This window comes from Streptosporangium amethystogenes, from assembly GCF_000721075.1.
In the GTDB taxonomy this organism is placed as follows: Bacteria; Actinomycetota; Actinomycetes; order Streptosporangiales; family Streptosporangiaceae; genus Streptosporangium; species Streptosporangium amethystogenes.
Genome location: NZ_JOEQ01000012.1, coordinates 258862 through 281987, shown reverse-complemented (window position 1 = coordinate 281987; position 23126 = coordinate 258862). Strand labels below are relative to the sequence as shown.

The window sequence follows — 23126 nt, the reverse complement described above, 5'->3', positions numbered from 1 at the left end:
TCCTGCTGCATTCGGTCCTTCAGTATGCCGTCCGCGAGGCAGACCTTGCCCGTAATGTCCAGGCCAATCCCGGACGCAGGCAGCGCACCGAACCTCTCACCGCCGAAGAGACCCGGATACTGCTGGGAGCAGCGTGCGGCATGCGGCTCCACGCTCTGATCTTGCTGGCCGTGCGGGCCGGCATACGTTGTGGGGAACTGTTCGGTCGGTAATGGAAGGAACTGGACCTAGCCGGCGGAACCCTGAGCATCCGCCAGATTTCCAGCACATCCTGGGGGCACTGGCCTGGCGTTCGCTCCTACCGGTCTTCGCATGTAATGCCGCACCCGTTACCTCCGACGGTGCCGTTTATCTCAGTTCTGGCATGACTGGCGCGGCTTTTTTACACGGGCTATACGTTCCCTGACTGAGGCTCTCTTTTTGTCGGAGAATTGACTATCAATTCGTTGACGCTTCGTGGTGCATGCGGATCCAATAATCAGTCACTTTCTATAAAAAGGGGAAGGCTGTCCAGTTCGAGATTATCGGGGAACAATGGGCAGGCGAGTGTGTTTGACGCAAGTTTGATCAAGAAATCCGTAAGGGATCCTGGATGGTGCCACCAAAGTCCATTTCCCTTAATGACGACAGTCCAATTTTGAGATCCTGGGCGCGTAAGCCAGAAGCACATATCTCCATTATCCGTGGTCCCCCATGGGTAGAGGCCGAACGGCTCGGGATAGATCTGGAATGCCGGCACCCGCGCTTCGTTTCCAGCATTATCCAATATATCAATATGGCCGCGCTGGTTGAATTCATGAAGCCAGCCCACTGCGTCGAGGACGTAGTCTCTCTCTTGGCTTGATGAGTGCATCCCTAGATTGCGAACGTACAAGAAATCCGCGATTTTTATGCTCACATAGCGAGATGTGAACTCTTTGTAATCGGCTGGATACTCCAGTCCCATTCCATCCTCCATTCTCCTCCAATCGATAGGAGGTGGAGTCGCATGGGGTGCACCTATAAGTATCTCTAGATCAGCAAGCGCCATTGGTCACCGTTGCCGTACTGTCGTTCTTAAGACATATATGATCATTATAGGTTTCACTTTCAACCTTAAGCTCGAAGCTGTCGGGTGTTAGTGAATTTCCATCATACTTCGGGGTTACTTGGTATCTGGTTACACCGCCATGTCTGATGGCGTCCTTCACGTTCTTCTCGATTCTGTCTCTCATTACGGGTGAATTAACGGGGTACGCAAGACAGGTCACTAGATTCTTTTTACCATCTTCGCCCTGCCCTGCTCCCCCAAGCTGATTGCCGATGAGGTGACATCTAGCATACTTCCTCTGCCCCTTTTGTCCAGCCGGATTCGTCGGATTACTGGCACCTGGTGTTCCAGGCCATCCTGGAGGCTTCATCCAGGGAGCGGCTGGCTGGCCTTTGGGGATGCTCCCGTCGCAATAGATCGCGTTCGCTCCTGTAGGACGACTGAGGTGATCTAGATCCCAATAGTTAATTACTGTTTGATCACATGTCTCTGCCGGATTGTGGCCACCACCATCGCCAGATTCTGGACCCGCAGGCTCTGTATCCGTATCGCCGTCAGGTTCAGTTTCGGTATCAGTGGGCCGAGTAGGGCTAGGGATGAGGTCTGTCTCGCAAACCCATCCATTGCAAATGATTCCGCTCCCGCCACCACCGCCGCTCCCGCCACCACCAATGATATCGATTCCACCTGTACAGCCGCCGAAGTTCTCAGGGCGTTCCCGGCCGTAATTACAGTGGAGCTCGTCAGGAGTAGGTGGATTCCGATCTTCGGTTGCGTTATTCGGATCGTTTATGAAGTCCTTGCTGTTCGGGTCAAAGTCAGGCTTATACGGCTTCGGCTTCGGCTTTGGTTTCGGCTGCTTAGGGGCAGGATTACTGCCGCAGTTGCGGCAGGGATTGTTGCCGGCCGGAGCGCTTTGGGTACTACCTTTCATGCTGCTGCCGCTGCTGCCGGTTTGCTTAGGTGGGCATCCGGGAAAGCTTGGTGTTTTGCAGCCAGAACTTTTGGTTGAATTAGCTGGGGCGCCGGGACAGTGTGCGCGCGGGTCCATTGGTCCATTGCAAGGACCTGTCGCAACAGCAGGTTGCAGACGACCCACCCATTCGGTTTCGGTAAGTAACTTACAATTAAGACCCCAGAGGCCGCCGAATATCCGTCCTATCGCCCAACAGGGTGCATGTCCACTGGGATCAACGTTGACCAATGGATTGCCGTTGCCGTAGCCGTAGCGGTTGGCCTGGATTGATGGGTTGGGATTGAGGGTCCAGTCGTCGCGAGAGGAGAAGGTGCCGGTGCCGGGTTGGTACCAGCGGGCGTGCATGTTGACCTTGCCGGTGTCCGGGTCGGTGTACTCACCTTGATAGCCCAGCGTGCGCTGGGTGCCGGAGCGCTGGGTGACCGCGCCGAACGGGTCGTAGGCGACCGAGTCGACCAGTGCGGTGCCGGAGAAGGTGCCCACCACGTCGCCGTGTAGGTCGGTCATGGTCCCGAGGGCCGGTCCGGCGCCTTCTTGCAGGCTGAGCAGGCCGCCGAAGGGGTCGCGGCCGTACTTGGCCAGGCTGCTGCCCGCGCCGTCGGTGACGGCGACGATGTCGTTTTCCAGGCCCGAGTAGGTGAAGCGCTGCTGCTCTGCCCCCTTGGTGCGCGACGTCATCCGGCCCAGCGCGTCGTAGCCGTAGGAGGCATCTCCGTCGGAGATCAGACGGTCGAAGGCGTCGAAGGTGAGGTTGCGGGTGACGCCGGCCTTGGTCTCCGACGCCACGGTGCCACGGGGGGTGTAGGTGTAGTCGGTGCCGGCACCGGAGGTAAGCCGGTTGCGCTCGTCGTAGACGAAGGTCTTGTCCCCGGCCTTGGTGCGGTTACCGGAGTCGTCCCATTCGTAGGCAGTGGTGGCACCCCCGGGGGCGGTCCAGGAGGTCAGGCGTCCGGCGTGGTCGTAGCCGTAGGTGTTGGTGCCCGCTCCGGCGGTGCCGGTGGTGGTCTTGGTGGTGAGGTTGTCGTCCTTGTCCCACTCATAGACGATTTTCGACAGCTCGGTGCCGGAGCTGTTCTTCAATGTCTGGGAGGTGGGCCGGTCGACGGCGTCGTAGACGTAGCTCTGGGTGTTGACCGGGCTCGCAGAGGTCTTGGTGGTGAGCCGACCGGCGTCGTCGTAGCCGTAGGTCCAGGTGCGTCCGGTCACCGGGTCGCCAGCGGTCTTCAATTGGCTGGCGTTGTCCCAGGTGTAGTTCGCGGTGCCGGTGGCGTCGATACGCTGGGTGGGGTTGCCCAGGTCATCGTAGGCGTAGGCGGCGATCTGGTTGGTCGCCTTGGATGCCTTGGTCAGCAGGCTGCGGTCGTTGTACTCCAAGGTGTAGTCGCCGATCGCAGTCACTCGGCCCGCTTGGTCGTAGGTGACGTTGCGCTCGGGGGTGGCCACTGACGCACCGCTGCCGGTCTCCTTCACCATCTGGCCGAGCGGGTCGAACTGCCGGTCGATACGCACTCCGCCCGGCTGCAGCGTGGAGACGGCATTGCCCGCCGCGTCGTAGACGGTGGTCCAGGTCCGGTCGGTCGCTCCGGGGTGGGCCGTGGTCGGTGGTTCGATGACTGATTCGACCAGGCCGAGGGTGTTGTAGCTGGTCCAGGTCGCGTTGCCTCGGCCGTCGGTGGTGCGGGTGCGTGCCCCGGTGGTGTCGTAGCCGAACGTCGAGGTGATCGATTTGCTGGCGGAGACCGGCTCGATCAGCGCGGTCATTCGGCCCAGGGCGTCGAATTCCTTCTGGGTGGTGTGCCCCTCAGCGGAGGTGCGACTGGTCGGGTTTCCCGCCGGGTCGTAGCCGAAGCCGAATGTTCGAACGACTGCTCCGGTGTTGGTGAGGTCCCTGGCAGTGACCTGTCGTCCAGCCAGATCGTATTCGGCCTCGGTGGCGTTACTCAGCGGGTCGGTCACTTTGGCGGTTCGGCCCAGGAAGTCGTATCCAATGGCGGATGTTTTGAGAAGCGGGTCAGTGATGGCGGTGACCTGCCCGGCGGCGTTGACCGTGTAACTGGTGGTCTTGTTACCCGACACGACGCTCTTTGTGAGGTTGCCTGCGGTGTCGTAGGTCAACGTCGTGGTGTGCGCGGCGGTGGTGGGCTTGCGCTCGATCTGGGTCTCGGTGATTTTCCGGCCGAGGTCGTCGTAGGTGGCCTCTCTACGCGCGCCGGTGGGGTCGATCACTGCGAGTAGTTCGCCCAACAGGTCGTACTCCGATACCCATTTACCGCCGGGCCCAGACGGGCCGGGGTCGGTCACCCGGACCTGGCGGCCCAGTGCGTCGTATTCGGCGGAGGTGACATGGCCACGCGGGTCGGTGAAGCTGGTCATCTGACCAGCCGCGTCGTAGCCATAGCTCATCTTGGGGGTTACCGGGCCAGTCGGGCAGGTCGGAGGAGTGCAGGGCGTGCTACCGGTGCTGTTGTACTGGGCGGTGATTTCCTGGTCGGTCAGTGCTCTCGGATAGGCGTACAGGTCGTCGATGGATCCCCGTAGGTAATCGACATGGTCTCCGTCGTTGAGTGCCCGGCCGACGACGAAGGGGCCCGTGGCGTTCCAGGCAGAGCTGAAGGGTGCTTCGTCGTTGAGGGTGCCGTTGACGTAGAGACGGATCTTCTGCGCGGCGCTGTCGTACACACCGGCCAGATGGGTCCAGGTCCCCGTCTGCGCAGGGGTGTTGGCCTCGACGTGCTCGGAGGCTGGATTGCCGGCATCGGAGCCGGTGAGCGACCAGATCCATTTGTGCACGTCAGGGTCATAGGTCAGGGTGAACGCGCTGGCGGTCGTTCCGACCTGGGCCGCGGCGGTCTGCCAGGTTGTCAGGTCGTCGAGTTTCACCCATCCGGCCACGGTGTAGCTGGCAGAGGTGTCGAGCACCGGGCCCGTGGTCTGGGCGTAGCCGTTGCCGTTGTTCAGATGCAGCCCGTTGCCTGTCTTGCCGCTCTCCCATGCGGTGGTGCCTGCCAGAGTTAGTGCATGATTGTGCCCGGTGGCATCGGCGGCTGATGTACCCGATGCCTCGTCGAACTTCCAGTGAGCCTGCTGTCCGGCAGGAGCAGAAGGCGTGCCTGGCGGGGTGTAGGACGGCAAGGTGGTTGAGGTCAGGCGGCCGACCCTGTCGAATGCCGAGGTGACGGCCCGCCCCTCGGCATCGACGTTCTGGGTCAGGAGCCCGGCGCTGTCGTAGCCGTATCTCACCGTGGGGCGCCCGTTGGTGGCGGATCCGGCCTTGTCGATCTTCACCTGCGGGGACTTCTCCTCCACGAGTTGCCCGGCGAGGTCGTAGCGCATTGTGGTGGTGAAGTCCTCAGGCGTGGCGCCGGAGGCGTTGCCCCGTGGGTCGGTCGCCTCGGTGACCAGGCCGCGGTCATCGTAGGACCAGGTAGAGACCAGATCGTCGGCGCCGTTCTCCACGGTCTGGCGGGTCACCTGGCCCAGGGCGTTGTAGGCGTAAAGAGTGGATTCCAGTCGGGTGCTGCCCGCACCGGTGAAGTCCTCTCTGGTGACGTTGCCGACCGCGTCATAGGTGTAGGCGGTCTTGCGTTTGAGCGTGGCGGGATCGAATGTGGTGGAGGTCAGGCGCCCCGCCGCGTCGTAGACATGGTCCTCAGTGGCTTTGCCACCGCCGGTCACCTGCTTGGTGAGATTGCCGGCCGCGTCATAAGTGTTGGCCTCCAGCACCACGTCCGTTGTGGTGGTGGAACCGTTCAGCCGGACGTCGTCACCGACAACCTGGGATAGGCGGTTGTCTGTGAAGTAGTTATAAGAGGTTTTGCGACCCATCGCGTCGGCCTCACCGGCCAGGCGGCCTGCAGGGTCATAGGAGAAGGACTCCAACACCACATCTTGCGCGGCCTGAGGCGCGACCGGGCTGCCGGTCCAGTTCTTGATCGTTGTAGAGGTCAGTTCACCGCGCTTGGTGTAGGCGTAGGTGTAGACCGTCCCCTTCTCGTCGGTGATGCTGGCACGGGTTCCATCGGTGTTCCAGGTGACACTGGCCACGGCACCTTCCGGGCCGGTGACCGTTTCCACCCGACCGGCGGAGTCATAGGTATAACTGATCTTCCGGTCGGGATCATCGCCGGTCAGATCCACGGCCGTCTCGGTGAGCTTGTTGCCGTCGGTGTCGTAGGCATAACGGGTCTGCCTAGTATGCGTCACATCAGTGATCTCGTTTTTCACTCCGGCACCGGTGTGGGTGAGCACCCGGCCCAGCCCGTCATAGGTGGAAGTCGTGACCACTCCGTCGGGGTGGGCTTGCGAGACCTCCGTGCGCGAGGTCACCCGCCCCAGTGCGTCATGAACGAACTGGATTTTCAATCCTGCCGGACTGGTCTGCTCGGCCAGGTCCCCTGCGGAGGTGTAGCGGTAGGTCGTCTCGTTGTCCTTGGAATCCTTGGCCGACTTGCGCAGGCCCGCCGGGGTGGTGCCGCCACCGACGGCGGGTTCGGTGCCGTCGGTGTAGGTGAAGGCGGCCGAGCGGCCGCTGGGGAAGTCCGAGGTGGCCGGGGTGGTCTGCTTGGCCACCTCACCCTGAGGGGTGTACTCGATCGTCGTGGCATAGGTGTTGTCGGTGGCGCCGGCTGAGCGGGCGTCGCGGCTGATGGTCACCTGGTCGTTGCGCGGGTCGAACTCGTCGGCGGTGTTGCGGTAGAACGTCTGACGGGTGGTCTGGCAGCTTCCCGCCGCCCGGCAGGTCTTGATTGCGGTGACGTTGCCGCGGGCGTCGTTGACCTGCTCGGTGACGTTGTTGTTCGGGTCGGTGACCTTGCTGGGGAAACCACCGGTGTCGTACTCGTACTTGGTGATCTTGCCCAGTTGGTCGGTCCGGCTGACCAGACGGTAGCCGCGCCAGGCGTCGTAGGCGTAGCCGAGGGTGTTGTTGTTGGGATCGGTCACGGTGACCGTCGAGGTGCCGGTGCTCCAGGAGTAGGCGGGAGCGCCGAGCTTCCAGGTGCCGCCGTGCTGGTCGACATGGGTGGTGATGCGTTCGCTGCCGGCGTCGTAGGTGTTGCTCGCCCACACCCGCCCGGACGGCAGCTCGATCTTCGTCAGCTTGTGCGGGGCCTCGGCCCGCGCCGCATGGTGCAAAGCCACCTCGGCCGCGGTAAGCGGCTTGCCGTAGACGGCGACCTCGTCGACCAGCCCCTTGAACGGGAACTCCTGGGAGCCGGTCCCGGTCGGCAGCCCGGGAGCCGACCCCTGGGCGACGATCCCGTTGCCGACCGCGGCGTACGGGCGCCAGGGGTTGACCGAGCCGGTCATCGTACCGATCTGCGCACCGTCCAGATACAGCACCTGAGTATCCCCGGCGACCGTCAGCACCACGTGGTGCCAGGCGTTGTCGTTGACCGCGGCGGCGGAGGCCATGGGGGAGCTGACCATTTTGAACGCACCGCGCAGCTTTCCGTCTGTGCCGACATACAACATCGGACCCTGCGGCACGGAGCCGTAAGCATCTGTGGCGGCCATCAGCACACCCGACTGGGTGGTCTTGAACCACAGCTCCATCGACACCTGATCGCCCAGATGCGCCAGAGCATGCTGAGGCAGACTCACCCGGGAGGTGCTGAACTCCACCGCCGTATCCGGAGTGCCCGCCAGCGCGCCAGGCTTGGCGTAGGCCGCGATCTGGCTGTACTCGGCGCTGCCCGCGCCCGAGCCTAAGTCCTTGGCCTCCCACCCGGAGGTCTCGCCCAGCCGCCAGTACCCGTAAGGTTCGGCGTCCTGGACGATGCCGCGGTACTGCGAGCCGCTGTCGTAGGTGTAGCGGGTACAGTTCGGCGCCGCGATGGGGGCACATACCGCGGTCAGCTTGTCGCCCTCGTAGTGGTAGGTCCAAGTGATCGCGGAGCCGTCCACCGGGTCGCTGGAGACGCTGGTGACGTGCGCGCCCGTCCAGGCGAACGTCAACGACCGGCCGCCGGTCGCGGTGACCTTCTCCAGCTTGCCGCCGGTGCCGTAGACGAGGTCCTGGGTGCGTCCGCGTCCGTCGGTGACCTTGGTCAACCGGCCCTGGGCGTCGAACAGGTAGGAGGTGGAGGATTTGTCCATCAGCCGCCAGCCGCCGCCGGTCACCTCTGCCAGGGTGGCGTACATGCCCGGCGGCGGCTGGTAGCTGCCGTCGCCGTTGGCTGCGAAGCGCACCCGGCGCCCGTCAGGGTAGGTCACCAGCACTGAGACCAGCGACCCGCGCACCTCGGGAATGAGCTTCATGTCCCAGCGGGTCGACCAGCCGGCACCGAAGAGCCCGTCGGTGCGCGGGTCCATGCTGTTGTAGGAACGCGTCACCGACAGCGGCAGCCCGGCCGTGGCCACTGACAGGTCCGTGGCCGCGGTGGTGTAGTTGCCCGGCAGCTGGTGGAACTCCTGGCCGTTGACCCCCGCGCGGCCAGTTGCGAGCCAATCACAGGTTGGCGCACCCCGGTGGTAAAGGTCCTCACAGACGATGTCGTCTTCAGGCTGTTGGAGGTGTCGGTGACGGTGACGTTCCACCAGTACTGCTTGCTCCAGGCCAGCTTGCCGGCTGTGACCTTCCACGCGCCCGACCAGTAGTTGTTCACCACAGCGGAGGTGGTGCACCCGGTCGTCATCGCCGCGTTCTCACACACCTTGAAGGTGAAGCCCATCAGCGTGATCGAGGAGGTGTCGTTGCTGCGTCCCTCACCCCGCAACGTGGGCGTCCGTGACTCCACCAGCATCCCGTCGTACGGGTACACGACATTGGCTGTCGGATTCTGATGGAAGGAACAGGTCCCCACATTGATCCAGGAATTGGTGGCCACCGGAGGCGGCGTGCCGACCGGTGCGCCGAACCCGATGACCTGCCACAGGTCCGTGCCGTAGTCGACCACGTTCTGATAGCTGTAGCTCGCGGTCGAACTCCAGGTCGGATAGTCATCACACCAGCCAGCCGCCGCCAGAGTGACACCGGCCGCGGTATCCGTGCTCTGCGCCTTCCGCGCTGCAGCCGCGGAAGAACCGACCTTGTCCGCTGCTTCGGCGGCACCCCCGACGGAGCGCTCCTCGATCGGCAGTGCCCCCTTATGCTGCCGGGGGTCCCGCTCGGACTGTTTGGACGGCTTCACCTTCACCGTCGTCGCGGTCGCCGCGGAATCGACCAGCGACGCAAGTCCCGCCGCCGAACCGGTCAACTGTCGGGGTGTGTCAGGAGTGCCGTTGATCAGCGTGGTTGGTTGCACTGCCGCGGTCACCGGAACCGCCTGGAACAGCAGCAGGCCCGGGGTCACGACCGTGGTGACGGCCACTGCCATCCAGGTACGCACGCCTGCGGAAAACGTCCACGACAAACTCCGGCGCATACGCCGTCATCCTCCGAACACGTCAGCGCGAGAACGAGCGTCCTCGCGTTACCCCAGCCCGTCGTGGGAACCGGGCGAGGCCGGAGCTGACGGTTCAGAGTGGATCAAGTGAAAGCAAACGATCAGAAATTACATATAGATCACTTAAATCCGCAAGATCCCCATAAGGAACAAATAACGGGCGCGATGGCCAGGTTTGGGGAGAGGGGATATCGAACACGTGAGTGAGATATGACAGATAGTCATGGGGGAGTGAGATAAAAACGACGACGCAGTGGGAAGGTGTGATCACCTTTGGTCGTCTCGCACGGTTCGCCGGGGAGAGGTTTTCTTAAAAGCCCAGTTCACGCCGGTAAGAGGCGGCGGCGTCCATGGGGAACAGTGGCTAAGCCCTGGTTTCGGACATCCGCTGACAATGAGGGCATCGCTCCGTCGATGACCGGGTGCGATGGGAGATTATGTCCGGAAGTGGTCATGGTCGAACCCGTCCGGTGCCGTCGCTGTGCTGCTCGGCGAAACCCTGAGAAGTCCCGCGTGACCGGGCGACGGCGGGGCATCCGCCCGGTTCCGGGATGATGGGCGCCATGAACGAGTTCGTCGAGTCCATGGCCCAGGTGGTGACCGGGGTGACGGTCGTCACGGTGAAGGACGAGCGGGATGACGTGGGGGTCACAGTCGGCACGTTCACCTCGATCTCGCTGGACCCGCCGCTGGTGATGGTGAGCCTGGGCAACACCGGCTACCTCAACGAGCTGCTGCTCCGGCACGACCGCTGGGCCGCCAGCGTGCTGTCGGCCGAGCAGAAGACGATCGCCAGCCGGTTCGCCACGGCAGGGCGTCCCGGTGCCAGGCTGCTGCTCGCGGGCATGCCGCATCACCGGGGTGAGCGGAGCGGGGCCCTCGTCGTGGACGGCGGGGTCACCGCGCTGGAGGCCGAGACGGTCAAGGTCGTTCCGGCCGGGGACCACACCCTCTTCATCGCCAAGGTCCTCGGGGTCGACTACGTCGACGCGTCCGTTCCGCCGCTGACGCGCTACCGGAGCCGCTACCGCTGACCCGGCGGGCCGTCGCTCGCTTCCGTACGGGAGGCGAATGTCGCACGGCCGGAGTCGCCACCGCTGATCCGAAGGGCCGCCACCCGATCCGGGTGGCGGCCCTCGCCGAAGCCGCCGGACGCTCTGTCCGAACGCGGCGGCTCCTCACCGAAGACGATCAGCCCGCCGAGCCGAGCGGTCCGTACGACCGAAGCGCGCGGGAGACAAGCGGGAGACAACGTCAGTGGTTCAACCGCAGGACGCGGTCAGCGGATCGTCCACGAGCCCGGCAGGATGAGCGGGCCGTACGAGGGCAGGCCCAGCTCGCCGGCGAGATGGGCGAGGGGGCCCCACGCCTCCACCCGGACCTGGGCCAGCGCGGCGGCCTTGTCCTCGCTGGACTCCGCGGGGCGGAGCCGCTCCAGCGGGTTGAGCTTGGGGTAGGCGCGCACCGGGGCGTCGGCGGGCAGGCCGGCCTTCCTGCGGGCCACGGCCAGCGCGTCCTCCAGGCCGCCGAGCTCGTCGACGAGACCGTTCTCCAGGGCGTCGGCCCCGGTCCAGACCCGGCCCTTGGCCAGCTCGTGGGCGCGCTCGCGGGTCAGGCCGCGACCCTCGGCGACCTTGTTCACGAAGTCGTCGTAGACCCGGTCCAGCCAGGCGTTGATCCGCACCCACTGCGCCTCGGAGAAGGCGTTCGTGGGGGAGAACATCCCGGAGTTGGCACCCTCGCCGACGATCTCCGAGGTGACGCCGATCTTCTCCAGCAGGCCGCCGATGACCGCCTTGCCGCCGAACACGCCGATGGAGCCGGTGAGCGTGCCCGGCTGGGCCACGATCACGTCGGCGGCCATCGAGACCATGTAGCCGCCGGAGGCGGCCAGGTCGCCCATCGAGATCACGATGGGCTTGCCGGCCTTGCGGGTGAGCACCACCTCGCGCCAGATGGCGTCGGAGGCCACGTACGAGCCGCCGGGGCTGTCGACCCGGAAGACGACCGCCTTGACGCTGTCGTCGCGGCGGGCCGCACGCAGTGCGGCGCAGATGGTGTCGGAGCCCATCGCGCCGCCGCCGCCCATCGGGCTGCGGCCGCTGCGGCCGAGCCGGATCGCGCCGTTGCCGCGGACCAGCGCGACGGCCTGCTCGCCCGGGTGCGGGAGCTTCTTCGCGGTCAGCGCCTTGGCGTAGCGGCCGACGTACAGCAGCAGCGCGTTGTCGCCGACCTCGCGCTTGACCTCGTCGTAGACCTCGTCGCGGTAGGCCATCCGGTCGACGAGCCCGGCCTCGACGGCCTCGGCGCCGATGAACGGGCCCTGGTCGATCAGCTCGCGTACCCTGGCGGGCTCCAGCCCGCGCCCCTCGGCGACGCCCGCGACGACCTGCTCGGTGACCGACTCGGTGATGCGGCCCATCGACTCGCGGTGGGCGTCGGTCATGTGGTCCTGGGTGAAGGTGTTGGCGGCCGTCTTGTACTCGTGCCGCTGGCCGAGCTGGTACTCGACGCCGAGCTTGCCCAGCGCACCCCGCAGGAAGCGCTGCTCCATCGCGACGCCGGTGAGCCCGACGTCGCCGGACGGCTGGAGGTAGACCCGCTCGAAGGCGCTGGCCAGGTAGTAGGGGACGGTGCCGCCGCTGAACTCGCCGAAGCTCTCGGCGAACGCGACGGTCAGCTTGCCTGAGGCCCGGAAGAGGGCGACGGCCTGGCGGAGCTCCTGGACGGCCGCGAGCCCCGGTGACTGGGTGCCGATCTTGACGATCAGGGCCTTGACCCGGTCGTCCTTCCTGGCGCGCTTGAGCCCGGCCAGTACGTCGGCCAGGCTCGTCTTGCGCATCGCGAGGAGGGCGCCCAGCGGATCCGACGGGGTGCTGTCGGTCAGACCTTCGGTGAGGTCGAGTTCAAGGACCAGTGGAGCGGTACGCCGCTGCTTGAACCGGTCGACGGTATCGATGATCACCTTGGTCGCGTCCATATCCTTCACCCTAAGCGACACATACCGGGCTTATGCGGATCGGCGTGGGTTCGCTGGCTTTTCGGGCGGGCGACGCGGCGGCCCTTCACCGGCGGCGCCGGACTTGCGGGTGTGGCGAGATTCACCTGCCGGGCCTGTTCGGCCCGGCAGGTGTCCGAGTACCCGGTGCGACGGCCGGGTCACCCGGCCCGGCGGGCGTTCACCTTCTTCTTGAGCAGCGAGGTGGACGCGGCGGGAGTGCTGCCCTTCAGGCGCTGCTTCTCCACCGAGGTGAGGACCGTCTTCAGCGTCGCCGTCTCCTTGATCTTCGCGGTGAAGTTCACCCCGCCGTTCGCCCAGTTCAGCCAGGCGGCCAGCAGCTCGCCCTCCAGCTTGGCCTTCGACGTCTTCTTGGCGGGCTTGAGCACCTTGTAGGCGGTGCCCAGGGTGGAGGCGCGGGTGACCTCGGAGAAGACCTTGCTGGCCTTGCTCACCAGACCGAGGTAGCAGCCGAGCGTCGCGTCCGGGATCGTCCCGGAGCCCCGGCTGATCTCCGTCGCCCACTGCGCGACGGTCAGCGTCTTGGTGGACTTACCGCGGGTGCACACCGTGGGGGCCGCCGTCGAGGGGGTCGGGGGGACGGTCACCGTCACGGTGACCGTCACCGTCGGCAGCGGGATCGGTGTCGGTACCGGGTCGGTCGGCGTTGGGGTGGGCGTGGAACCCGAGCTCGGTTCCGGGCTGGGCTCCGGGTCGGCTTCCTCGGACGGGTCCTCAGGGGAGTCGGAGGGGTCGGGGGGAGGGGTCCGGGTGATGGGGTCGCCGGGAGTGCCCCCGGTGATCGCGGCGTTCAGGTCGAGGCGGGCAGTGGTCACGCTGTCATAGGTGATCTGCCGGCCCGCCGTCTTCAGCGCGGTCTCCAGCGCGTCCGGGGTGCCCGGTGCCTTCTGGGCCATCAGCGCCAGGGCGCCGGTGACGAACGGGGTGGACATCGAGGTGCCGCTGTAGACCTGGTGGCCGCCGCCCGGCACCGCGGAGTCGATCTCCAGGCCGGGAGCGAAGAGGTCGAGCACGGAGCCGTAGTTGGACCAGTAGGGGATGGTGTCGTCGTCGCCCGTCGCGCCCACGGTCACCGCGCCGGAGAGGCAGCCGGGAGCCCCGGCACCGGACACGCCCTCGTTCCCGGCGGCGGCCACCACGGCCACGCCCTTGGCACGAAGGTCGTCGATCCTGTTCTTCATCGACGCCACCTCGGGCTCGGCGTCACACGCACTCTCGTAGAGACCGCCGCCGAGGCTGAGGTTCACCGCGGCGACGTTCCTGCCGCCCTCCTTGAGCTTCGCGACGTGCTCCAGAGCGAGCAGGATGGTGGACTCGAACGCGCTCAGGCAGGCCCCGCCCGTCTCGTCGCAGTCGTTGAACCTGCTGAAGACCTGGATCGCCACGATGTCCGCGTCGGGGGCGACGGCGTGCGCGATGCCCGCCACATGGGTGCCGTGGTCGCAGAGGTTGACCTGTTCGTGGACGCAGGCGGGGGTCTCGGCGTCGGCGGATCCGGGGTCGCTCGTCTGCCCGTTCGGGCACAGCGACTGCGCGCCCTCGTCCGTCGCGGAGAAGCAGGCCTGTTCCACGACCTTGCCCCCGAAGTCGGGGTGGTCGGCGTCGATCCCGGTGTCGATGATCGCGATCGTCTGGCCCGCCCCCCTGACCCCGGCGGCGTGCGCCTTGTCCGCGCCGACCACCTGCAGGCTGGAGGCCAGCGAGCCCAGCGAGCCCAGTGCGGCGGGGGAGTAGGTGCGGTCGCGGCGGATGGACAGGACGCGCGGGTCCTCGGCCAGCTGGGCGAGCGACTCGCCACTGCCCTCGACCACGATGAACGAGGTGTCGGCGGGTTCGAGGACGACCTGGGCATCGGGGAGACGCTCCGCCTCCCCGGCGACCGGAGCCGCCTCCTCGGGGGCGGCCAGCTCGACGATCACCCGGGTTCCGTCGCTCTCCGCGGCGAGCCCCGCCTCCAGCTTCGGCTGGGGCTCGCCGTCACCAGGCCCGTCACCAGGCCCGTCACCGGGCGGGGGCTCGCCGTCGGCGGGAGGGGCCGGTACGTCGGCGGGCGCGGTCCCATCCGGGCCGGGGGACGGACTCGCGGAGGCACCCGGGGGAGCCGGAGGGTTCTCGGCGAGGGCGGGTACCGCGGGTGCGATGGTGAGAACCAACGCCAGGGCCACCAGGGCTCGAACTCGCACACGTCCTCCGGGGGGATCAAAGGGCGTTTCGGAGTCTAAACAGCTGTATGCGACGAGTGAATACTTTGCCCCGGATTTTGAGGATCTTCTCAGAAACTGCTCGACCCCCCGCGGCGTGACGCACACGGAGGGTCGAGTGATTGGGATATTACTTGAGACCGTTGGACATGGCGGTGATGAGCTCACCGTTCGCGGTGTCGCCGCTGGTCTCCCAGAAGAACGCACCGCCCAGACCCTGGTTCTTGGCGTAGGTCATCTTGCCGGTGATGGTGGCGGGGGTGTCGTAGCCCCACCACTGGCCGTTGCAGAAGCCGTAGGCGGTGCCGGCGACGGTGCCGGTGGCCGGGCACTTGGTCTTGAGGACCTTGTAGTCCTCGTTGCCCTGCTCGTAGGTGCCGGGGGCGGGGCCGGTGGCGGTGCCGCCGGGAGCCGCCTGGGTCACGCCGGTCCAGCCGCGGCCGTAGAAGCCGATGCCGAGCATGAGCTTGTTGGCCGGGACGCCCTTGCCCTTCAGCTTCTGGATGGCGGCGTCGGAGTAGAAGCCGGGCTTCGTGGGGTCGGGGAGGGCGGTGAGGGGCGAGTGCGGAGCCGTCGGGCCCTTGGCGTCCCAGGCGCCGAAGAAGTCGTAGGTCATCGGCATGAGCCAGTTGAGATTCGAGACCGCGCCGGCGTAGTCGGCGACGTCCATCTTGCCGCCGGTGGAGCCGTCGGCGGTGATGGCCGCCGTGACCAGGTTGCCGGTGCCGAACTTGGCCCGCAGCGCGGAGATCACGTTCTTGAACGCGTTCGGGCCGCTGTTGTCACAGGTGAGACCGCAGGAGTTGGGGTACTCCCAGTCGATGTCGATGCCGTCGAACACGTCCGCCCAGCGCGGGTCCTCGACCAGGTTGTAGCAGGAGTCGGCGAAGGCGGTCGGGTTGGCCGCGGCCTGGGTGAAGCCGCCGGACCAGGTCCAGCCACCGAAGGACCAGATGACCTTGATGTTCGGGTACGCCTTCTTCAGCTTGCGGAGCTGGTTGAAGTTGCCGCGCAGTGGCTGGTCCCAGGTGTCGGCCACGCCGTCGACGCTCTGGTCCGCGGTGTATGCCTTGTCGTAGTCGGCGTAGGAGTCACCGATGGTGCACCTGCCGCCGGTGGTGTTGCCGAAGGCGTACAGGATGTGCGTCAGCTTGCTCGCGGAACCGCTGGTGACCAGGTTCTTCACGTGGTAGTTGCGGCCGTAGACGCCCCACTGGGTGAAGTAGCCGATGAGCTTCTTGGCAGAGGGGTCGACGGTCGGGGTCACGGTCGGCGTGGGGGTGGGGGTCACCGTCGGGGTCACCGTCGGGGTGGGCGTCGGGTCGGGGCCGCCGGTGCCGTCGCAGCCGGCGCCGTTCAGCGTGCAGTTGAGCACGCCGGACACCCCGCCGGGCGCGCCGTTGAAGCCGAAGCTCACCGAGGCGCCCGCCGCCAGTGCGCCGTTCCACGACTTGTTGACGAAGGTGTAGTGGTTCCCGCTCTTGGTCAGGTCCGCGTCCCAGGCCGAGCTGATCGACTTGCCGGCGGGAAGGTCGAACTCGACCTTCCAACTGGTCAGCGCGCTCGTGCCGGCCTTGACGACGACCTTGCCCTCGAAGCCGGAGCCCCAGTCGGAGGCGGTCGAGTACGTCGCGGTTGCGGGTGTGGCGGCCGTCGCGTTGCCGATCCCCAGGGGAACCAGCAGCGCCGCCGCTGCGATGAAGGAGCCGATGGTAATTCGTCGCAAGGGTCGCTCCAGGTCAGATAGTGGCTGGCCCCCGTACTCATAGGAAAGTTTCCTATTAGTTTCCTGAGCGTAGGTTCTCCTTTGCCGACGGTCAATGCCTCGGTCACGGATATAAGGCCGATTTAAGGTTCTGGGAGAAGCGGGAGGCGTAACGGGTGGCACGGGTGTCGGACGGTGGTGGCCGCCACGCTCGGTGTCCAGGTGCTGTCTGCCCTGGCGTGCTGATCGATGAACGGGACGGGTTCGCGCGGAAGTCGGCCGGGCCGGCTCGATCGAAGTGCAACCCTTGGGTTGCGCCTGAGAGAGTCGATATGCAACTCTGGGGTTGCACCAAATGGCGAGAGTGAAGGAGTTCCCAGATGAGCGAGGATCGAATCGAACGCGAAACCCTGATCGCGGCACCCCTGGAGCGGGTCTGGTCGCTGGTGGCCGAACCCGGGTTCTGGGTGGCCGACAAGGCGAGCCTGCCCGGCACCGTGGCCAAGGAAGGCGAGTCGATGGTGGCGAAAAACGCCGAGCACGGCGACTTCCCGGTGCGCGTGGAGAAGGTCGAGCCGCCGACGTACCTGGCGTATCGCTGGGCCAGCGCGTTCCCCGGAGAAGAACTGCGCGAGGGCAACAGCACCCTCGTGGAGTTCACGTTGACCCCGGAAGGCGACAAGACGCGGCTCCGCGTCGTCGAGAGCGGGTTCGCGGCGCTGGCCGGGTCCGAGGAACTGCGCTGCCAGGCGGTGAAGAACAACACCGGCGGCTGGCCCCAGGAACTTGACGCACTCAAGATGCGCGCCGAACAGTCATCCGTGTGACGGACGAACGTCACGGCGCCGTCGAGGCGGTCGGCAGCGTCCTCGTCGCGCTGGCCGACCCGACGCGACGTCAGCTGCTTGATCTGCTCGCCGCACTGGGCGAGGTCACCGCGACGACGCTCGCCGAACGACTCCCCGTCTCGCGGCAGGCGGTGGTCAAGCACCTCGCCGTCCTGGACGCCGCCGGGCTGGTTTCCGGCGGCCGGGTCGGACGTGAGGTGCGGTATACGGTGCGGCCCGCGGCGCTGGACGCGACGGCGCGGTGGATGGCCGCGCTCGCGGCCGACTGGGATCGGCGGTTGGCGAACATCAAACGCGTCGCCGAGGCCGCAGAGAGGGATTCGCGCTAGCCCGGGTTGCGGTCTGCGTATCCGGCTCGGCCGTGGCCGAGATCCATCAGGTCTCCGGACGAGGAAGGGGCCTCGCATTACGCGGGCTGGTTGGACCTCCTGCGTGAGTGCGGCCGCACCTACAAGATAAGGGCTGAATCATGACACTCTTGGACAGGAAAGTCGCCGTCGTCTATGGCGGGGGAGGCGTCATCGGGGGAGCCATCGCGCGTATCTTCGCGCGGGAAGGCGCTCACGTGTACGTCGCCGGGCGCACACGTCCCCCGCTGGATCGTGTGGTACAAAGCATCGCCGAGGATGGCGGCCGGGCGGAGGCAGCCTTGGCCGATGCCGCTGACGAGCACGACGTGCGCCGCCACATAGACCAGGTAATCGACCGGGCCGGGCACCTCGACATCCTCGTCAACGCGGTCGGCATCCGCCATGTGCAAGGGCCACCGCTCGCCGAACTCAGCGTCGACCAGTTCATGGCGCCGGTCGACGGGTATCTGCGCACGCTGTTCGTCACCACCCGGGCGGCCGCTCCGCACCTGGCGGTTCAGCGCTCAGGCGTTGTTCTCACCTTGTCCACCCCAGGTGCTCGCCTGACAGGAAGCGGCTTTCTGGGCAACGGCGTCGCATCGGCCGCAGTCGAAGCCTTCTCCCGCATCCTGGCGGGTGAGCTCGGCCCCGACGGAGTGCGCGTCGTCTGTATCCGGCCCAACGCGATCCCGGCGTCGTTGGGTCTCTCGCATGTCGCCGAAGCGTTCGACGGAATGGCCGACCGCGCCGGCGCCACCGCGGATGAGTGGCTCGCCGGTCTCGCGGCTCAGGGGACCTTGCTCCGGCGTCTGCCAACCCCAGAGGATGTGGCCGAGTACGCGGCGTTCGCCGCCTCGGACCGCGCGCGAACGATGACAGGAGCGATCGCCAACCTGACTGCCGGCTCCATTGTGGACTAGTTGTATCGAAGATCACCACGCCTCTCGATCTTGAGGGCAGGGAAATATTCGATACTGTGTACGAATCTTGTTAAGCTGCGATCAGGCCGGTTCGGCCTCCTGGCGCTCCTTCGGTTCGTCGGCGGGCGACCCGGTCGCGGCTCGCCTGTCCGGTCGCTCTCCTGCGATCTTCACCGCGCGCTCGTCCGCCGCGGGCTCCACGGCGGGCTCGGGCATGCCGGGGTGGCGCAGCCAGAGGGCGCCCAGCGGCGGGACGCGCAGTGTGGTGGAGTACGGCAGGCCGTGGCGCTGCTCCTCGACGGCCTCGACGGCGCCGAGGTTGCCCACGCCGCTGCCCGCGTAGTCGTAGGCGTCGGTGTTGAGCACCTCCTCCCACAGGCCGGGGAAGGGCAGGCCGAGGCGGTAGTTCTCGTGCGGGGCGCCGGAGAAGTTGGCCACACAGGCCACCGCCGAGCCGTCCTCGGCGTAGCGGAGGAAGGAGAACACGTTGCCCAGCGCGTCGTCGGCGTCGATCCAGCGGAACCCCTCGGGGGAGGCGTCCACGCTCCACAGGGCGGGAGAGTCCTTGTAGACCCGGTTGAGGTCGCGGACCAGCCGCTGCACCCCCCGGTGCCCGTCGAAGTCGAGCACCCACCAGTCGAGCCCGCGCTCCTCCGACCACTCTGAGCCCTGGCCGAACTCGCCGCCCATGAACAGCAACTGCTTGCCGGGGTGGGCCCACATGAAGGCGAACAGCGCGCGCAGGTTCGCGAACCGCTGCCACTCGTCGCCGGGCATCTTGCCGAGCAGCGACCCCTTGCCGTGCACCACCTCGTCGTGCGACAGCGGCAGCACGAAGTTCTCCGAGTACGCGTACATCAGCGAGAACGTCATCTGGTGGTGGTGGTACTGGCGGAAGACCGGCTCGTGCCTGAGGTAGGCGAGCGTGTCGTGCATCCAGCCCATGTTCCACTTGAACCCGAAGCCGAGCCCGCCCAGGTGCACGGGACGTGAGACGCCCGGCCACGCGGTCGACTCCTCGGCGACGGTGACGATGCCCGGTGCCTCGCGGTAGGCGACCGCGTTCATCTCCTTGAGGAACTCGACCGCGTCGAGGTTCTCCCTGCCGCCGTACTCGTTCGGCGTCCACTCGCCCTCGCGCCGCGAGTAGTCGAGGTAGAGCATCGAGGCCACCGCGTCGACGCGCAGCCCGTCGACGTGGAACTCGCGCAGCCAGTACACCGCGTTGGCGACCAGGAAGTTGCGCACCTCCCGGCGGCCGAAGTCGAAGATGTAGGTGCCCCACTCGGGGTGCTCGCCCCGCGCGGGGTCGGCGTGCTCGTACAGCGGGGTGCCGTCGAACCTGGCCAGCGCCCAGTCGTCCATCGGGAAGTGCGCGGGCACCCAGTCGACCAGCACCCCGATGCCCGCCTCGTGCAGGCTGTCGACCAGATGGCGGAAGTCGTCGGGGGAGCCGAACCGGGCGGTCGGCGCGTAGTAGGACGTCACCTGGTAGCCCCAGGAACCGCCGAACGGATGCTCGGCCACCGGCATGAACTCCACGTGCGTGAACCCCATGTCCACCACGTAGTCGACCAGCTCGACGGCCAGTTCCCGGTACGACAGGCCGGGGCGCCAGGAGCCGAGGTGCACCTCGTAGACGCTCATCGGCTCCCGCACCGCGACGCTGCCGGCGCGGCGCCGCATCCACTCCTCGTCCCGCCAGGTGTACTCCGACTTCTCGATCACCGACGCGGTCGCGGGCGGCGTCTCGGTACGCCGGGCCATCGGGTCGGCCTTGGCCCGCCAGATCCCGTCCGAGCCGAGGATGCCGAACTTGTAACGGTCGCCGGGGCCGAGACCGGGGATGAACAGCTCCCACACGCCCGACCTGCCGAGCGAGCGCATGGGGTACGCGGTGCCGTCCCAGTGGTTGAAGTCGCCGATGACCCGGACGCCGCGGGCGTTGGGCGCCCACACCGCGAAGGCCGTGCCCTCGGTGTCCTCGTGCCGCATGACCCGCGCGCCGAGGACCTCCCAGAGCCGCTCGTGGCGCCCCTCGCCGATGAGGTGCAGATCCATCTCGCCCAGCGTGGGCCAGTACCGGTAGGGGTCGTCGGTCTCGTAGGGCTCGGCATCGGGGTAGGCGATCCGGAGCCGGTAGTCGGGGATCTTGTCGAGGCCGGGGATCGTCACCGCGAAAACACCGTGCGCCACGTGCCTCATGTCGTGGGCCCTGTCGTCCACGAGGGCCTGGACCTGCTGTGCCAGCGGGCGCAACGTCCGTATGGTCACGCCCTCGGGACCCTGGTGCGCCCCGAGGATCGAGTGCGGATCATGGTGCGCTCCGCCCGCGAGCCGGTCCAGGTCCAAGTGCGCGTTCATGACTCACTCCCGTAGATCGATAGCCCTACCTTGCCCTACTCGGGTGTCCCAACCCATGCCCATGTCCGCTATCACCATGCGTGTTGGGAAAACATGCAGATCTGGATGAGAGAAAAGTAGCGATTGTCGGTTATGTGAGGTAGATCGAACGCCCTCTACCGGTCATCGGAGGTGACCGGCACGGGTCAGTACGGGTTCTTGGCGGTGACGTCGCGGGGGGTGATGCGGAAGCCCTGCCAGTGGCTGGGCATGGGATCGGCGTCCTCGTCGCGGGGGACGTGGTGGTAGCCGACGTTGACCCACAGGACCGGGTCGGTCAGTCGCTCGCCGTTGGTGTAGCGGTCGACGGACTTGGCGCACTGGGGAGTCGGGTTGACGCTCGCCAGGCGCTCGCAGGAGCGGTAGTCGGTGACGTAGAGATCGGCCCGGGTGAAGGCCTCGTCGGCGGGGCCCCGGTACTGGGCGCTGTCGGAGTTGTTGATCTCCCAGGAGACACGGTGCCCGTCGGCGTTGCGCACCTTGCGGTCCACCACCCGCCACCAGCGCATCGGCCTGCTGACGGCCTTGGCCTCGGTGCTGAACGTGGTCCGCTCAAGCCGCCGGTTCGCGGTGCCCGAGCCGCTGAAGTCGTACTGCTCCACGACGTCGTCGGCCCGGCCCGCCACGTCGAAGTCCAGGCGCCAGAAGATGTTGTGCGTGTGGCTCGCCTCGAACCTGTCGTCGCCCACCCCGATGGGCCAGCCGTGCTCCGGCGTGGTGGTGAATCCGGCGAGTGACCCGGTGGCCCCCACCCGCGGGGTGATCGCGCCGTCGTCGGAGAAGGCCCATTCGGCCAGGTAGGTGTACCAGCCGACCTGGAAGGCGGCGAACACCACCAGGTCACGCCCCTGGGCCGTCAGGTTCGGCTGGTCGGGGACCGACTTCAGGTACGCGTGGCCGCGGGCCCTGGTCGTCACGCAGACGAACTGCTCGCGACGCTCGCCGAGCGGGCAGTCGGCGGCCCGGAGCGGGATGGCGGTGTAACCCAGCGATCCGATGTCGTGGTAGCGCGGCCGGCCCCTGTCGTAGGGCACGTGGATCTGGGCCAGCGAGGTGCTGCGCAGCACGGCGATCGGCCGCTGGTTCCTCGGCGTGTAGACGACCCTGGTCAGGGTCAGCCCCTCGACGTTGCGCATCTCCCAGCAGAGCTGCCAGCGCGCCCCGTTGGGCAGCGTCTTGTCGATCCGGTACGGCGCGTTACACGGTGCCGTACCGGGCTGCGCGGCGGTCGTCTCCGCCGGAGCGCCGGACGACGCGCCGGGCGAGGGGAGCGGCGGTATCGGCGCGGCCTGTGCCGGTGCGGTCCGGGGGGCGGTGAGAGTTCCGGCGAGCAGGGCGCAGGAGAGGGCGAGACGGAGGAACACTGATTACCACTCCAGGGTGTGGATCTTCTTGGCGGACAGGTCGACGACGAGCCGGCTGGTGTCCAGCCAGGTGCCGTCGGGCAGCCGGACGAACAGCCGCAGGCACCGGTGGACCTCGCACTGCCTGGCCGGTCCCTTCTCGCCGGACGGGGTGAAGATCAGCCCGCGCAGCCCCAGGTCCGCCGCCGACCCCAGCTGCCCGCCCCCCGCCCTGGTGTAGGCCTCGCGCGCGACCTTGCCGTACCCCGGGTGGGCCAGCAGGAGCCCGGCGGCCGTCGTCTCCTCCTCCTTCGACGGCGGCGGCTGCACCCCCCGAGCCGTCGTCTCCCGTACGACGGTGCCCCGGCCGAGGTCGACGGTCCGCACGATGAGCCGGTCACTGCCGTAGTCGTAGAGATACGCGTCCGCACGGCGGCGGTCCGAGGTGTCCTTGTCGTCGTCGCGCTCCACGTAGAGCAGCTTGATCCGCCCCGCTGCCAGGTGCGATCTGGAGCCCGCCGACGCGATGGCGGTGGCCTGGGCGACCTCCTGGCCGGTCAGTGGATCCTCCCGCGCGGGCATCCGCGGGGCGGACCGCGCCGCCTGTGATCCCTGCTCGCCGGAGACGAACAGCAGCGCGCCGGCGACGACGGCCACCCCCGCCCCCGCGATCGCCGTCACGATCAACCTTCGCCCCATGAGCGCCCTCTTTACTCACCGTTGACTTTTCATTGCGAAGGGTAGCGATCGGGGGAGGGGGTGGCGGGTCTAAAGGCGTATTGCGTTTTTGGTGGGTGTTGCCGAGGTTTGTGGAACTTGATGGCCTTTTGCTCCAGGAGAGCTTCGGGGGCCGCCCAGGCCGACGGCGGGGGGGCGACGGTGGCGGGCGGTCGTCGATCACCAGGATCGCACCTGGTTGCGATAGCGACATACGACCACTAACAGC

General features: G+C 66.8%; 13 protein-coding genes. 4 read left to right on the top strand and 9 right to left on the bottom strand.

The features are described from left to right. Positions 1 to 478: 478 nt before the first annotated feature. The 3 genes from IG98_RS50625 to IG98_RS0119665 all read right to left on the bottom strand — a co-directional run bounded on the left by IG98_RS50625 (position 479) and on the right by IG98_RS0119665 (position 9322). Positions 479 to 946 (bottom strand): hypothetical protein, encoded by a 468-nt coding sequence (locus tag IG98_RS50625; RefSeq protein WP_157594418.1) that lies wholly within the window; start codon positions 944 to 946, stop codon positions 479 to 481. Between the two features lie 70 nt (positions 947 to 1016). After that, positions 1017 to 8366, bottom strand: a complete 7350-nt coding sequence (locus IG98_RS0119670; protein WP_030913852.1) for a LamG-like jellyroll fold domain-containing protein — start codon at positions 8364 to 8366, stop codon at positions 1017 to 1019. Then, complete coding sequence (locus IG98_RS0119665; RefSeq protein WP_169750150.1) at positions 8336 to 9322, bottom strand: hypothetical protein; 987 nt, start codon at positions 9320 to 9322, stop codon at positions 8336 to 8338. The genes IG98_RS0119670 and IG98_RS0119665 overlap by 31 nt, the downstream gene beginning before the upstream one ends. Before the next feature lie 632 nt (positions 9323 to 9954). Here IG98_RS0119665 and IG98_RS0119660 point away from each other — a divergent pair. Beyond that, positions 9955 to 10425, top strand: coding sequence for a flavin reductase family protein (locus IG98_RS0119660; protein ID WP_211264030.1), 471 nt, complete (start codon positions 9955 to 9957; stop codon positions 10423 to 10425). 245 nt (positions 10426 to 10670) lie between these two features. Here IG98_RS0119660 and sppA read toward each other — a convergent pair whose 3' ends face one another. The 3 genes from sppA to IG98_RS0119645 all read right to left on the bottom strand — a co-directional run bounded on the left by sppA (position 10671) and on the right by IG98_RS0119645 (position 16337). After that, on the bottom strand, positions 10671 to 12371 hold the full coding sequence (gene sppA, locus IG98_RS0119655) for a signal peptide peptidase SppA (RefSeq protein ID WP_030913846.1): 1701 nt from the start codon (positions 12369 to 12371) through the stop codon (positions 10671 to 10673). A 179-nt stretch (positions 12372 to 12550) separates the two neighbouring features. Continuing rightward, positions 12551 to 14593 carry a S8 family peptidase gene (locus tag IG98_RS47070; protein WP_169750149.1) on the bottom strand — a complete coding sequence of 681 codons (2043 nt, stop codon included), beginning with the start codon at positions 14591 to 14593 and terminating at the stop codon, positions 12551 to 12553. A gap of 148 nt (positions 14594 to 14741) precedes the next feature. After that, positions 14742 to 16337 carry a glycosyl hydrolase family 18 protein gene (locus tag IG98_RS0119645; protein ID WP_245651629.1) on the bottom strand — a complete coding sequence of 532 codons (1596 nt, stop codon included), beginning with the start codon at positions 16335 to 16337 and terminating at the stop codon, positions 14742 to 14744. 359 nt (positions 16338 to 16696) lie between these two features. On the opposite strand from IG98_RS0119645, the gene IG98_RS0119640 reads away from it, so the two are divergent. From IG98_RS0119640 to IG98_RS0119630, 3 genes are all read left to right on the top strand, one after another. Further along, positions 16697 to 17143, top strand: a complete 447-nt coding sequence (locus tag IG98_RS0119640) for an SRPBCC domain-containing protein (protein WP_030913841.1) — start codon at positions 16697 to 16699, stop codon at positions 17141 to 17143. After that, complete coding sequence (locus tag IG98_RS0119635) at positions 17140 to 17493, top strand: ArsR/SmtB family transcription factor (protein WP_030913838.1); 354 nt, start codon at positions 17140 to 17142, stop codon at positions 17491 to 17493. Before IG98_RS0119640 ends, IG98_RS0119635 begins: the two co-directional genes overlap by 4 nt. Before the next feature lie 140 nt (positions 17494 to 17633). Continuing rightward, positions 17634 to 18434 (top strand): SDR family NAD(P)-dependent oxidoreductase, encoded by an 801-nt coding sequence (locus IG98_RS0119630; RefSeq protein WP_030913837.1) that lies wholly within the window; start codon positions 17634 to 17636, stop codon positions 18432 to 18434. An 81-nt stretch (positions 18435 to 18515) separates the two neighbouring features. Here the strand turns inward: IG98_RS0119630 and glgB are convergent, their stop codons facing one another. From glgB to IG98_RS0119615, 3 genes are all read right to left on the bottom strand, one after another. After that, positions 18516 to 20798 (bottom strand): 1,4-alpha-glucan branching protein GlgB, encoded by a 2283-nt coding sequence (glgB, locus tag IG98_RS0119625; RefSeq protein WP_084195500.1) that lies wholly within the window; start codon positions 20796 to 20798, stop codon positions 18516 to 18518. 185 nt (positions 20799 to 20983) lie between these two features. Then, positions 20984 to 22201 (bottom strand): copper amine oxidase, encoded by a 1218-nt coding sequence (locus IG98_RS0119620; RefSeq protein ID WP_030913835.1) that lies wholly within the window; start codon positions 22199 to 22201, stop codon positions 20984 to 20986. A gap of 3 nt (positions 22202 to 22204) precedes the next feature. After that, the gene (locus IG98_RS0119615) at positions 22205 to 22879 is read right to left on the bottom strand and encodes a hypothetical protein (RefSeq protein ID WP_051752469.1); all 675 of its coding nucleotides are present in this window, start codon (positions 22877 to 22879) and stop codon (positions 22205 to 22207) included. Positions 22880 to 23126 lie beyond the last annotated feature (247 nt).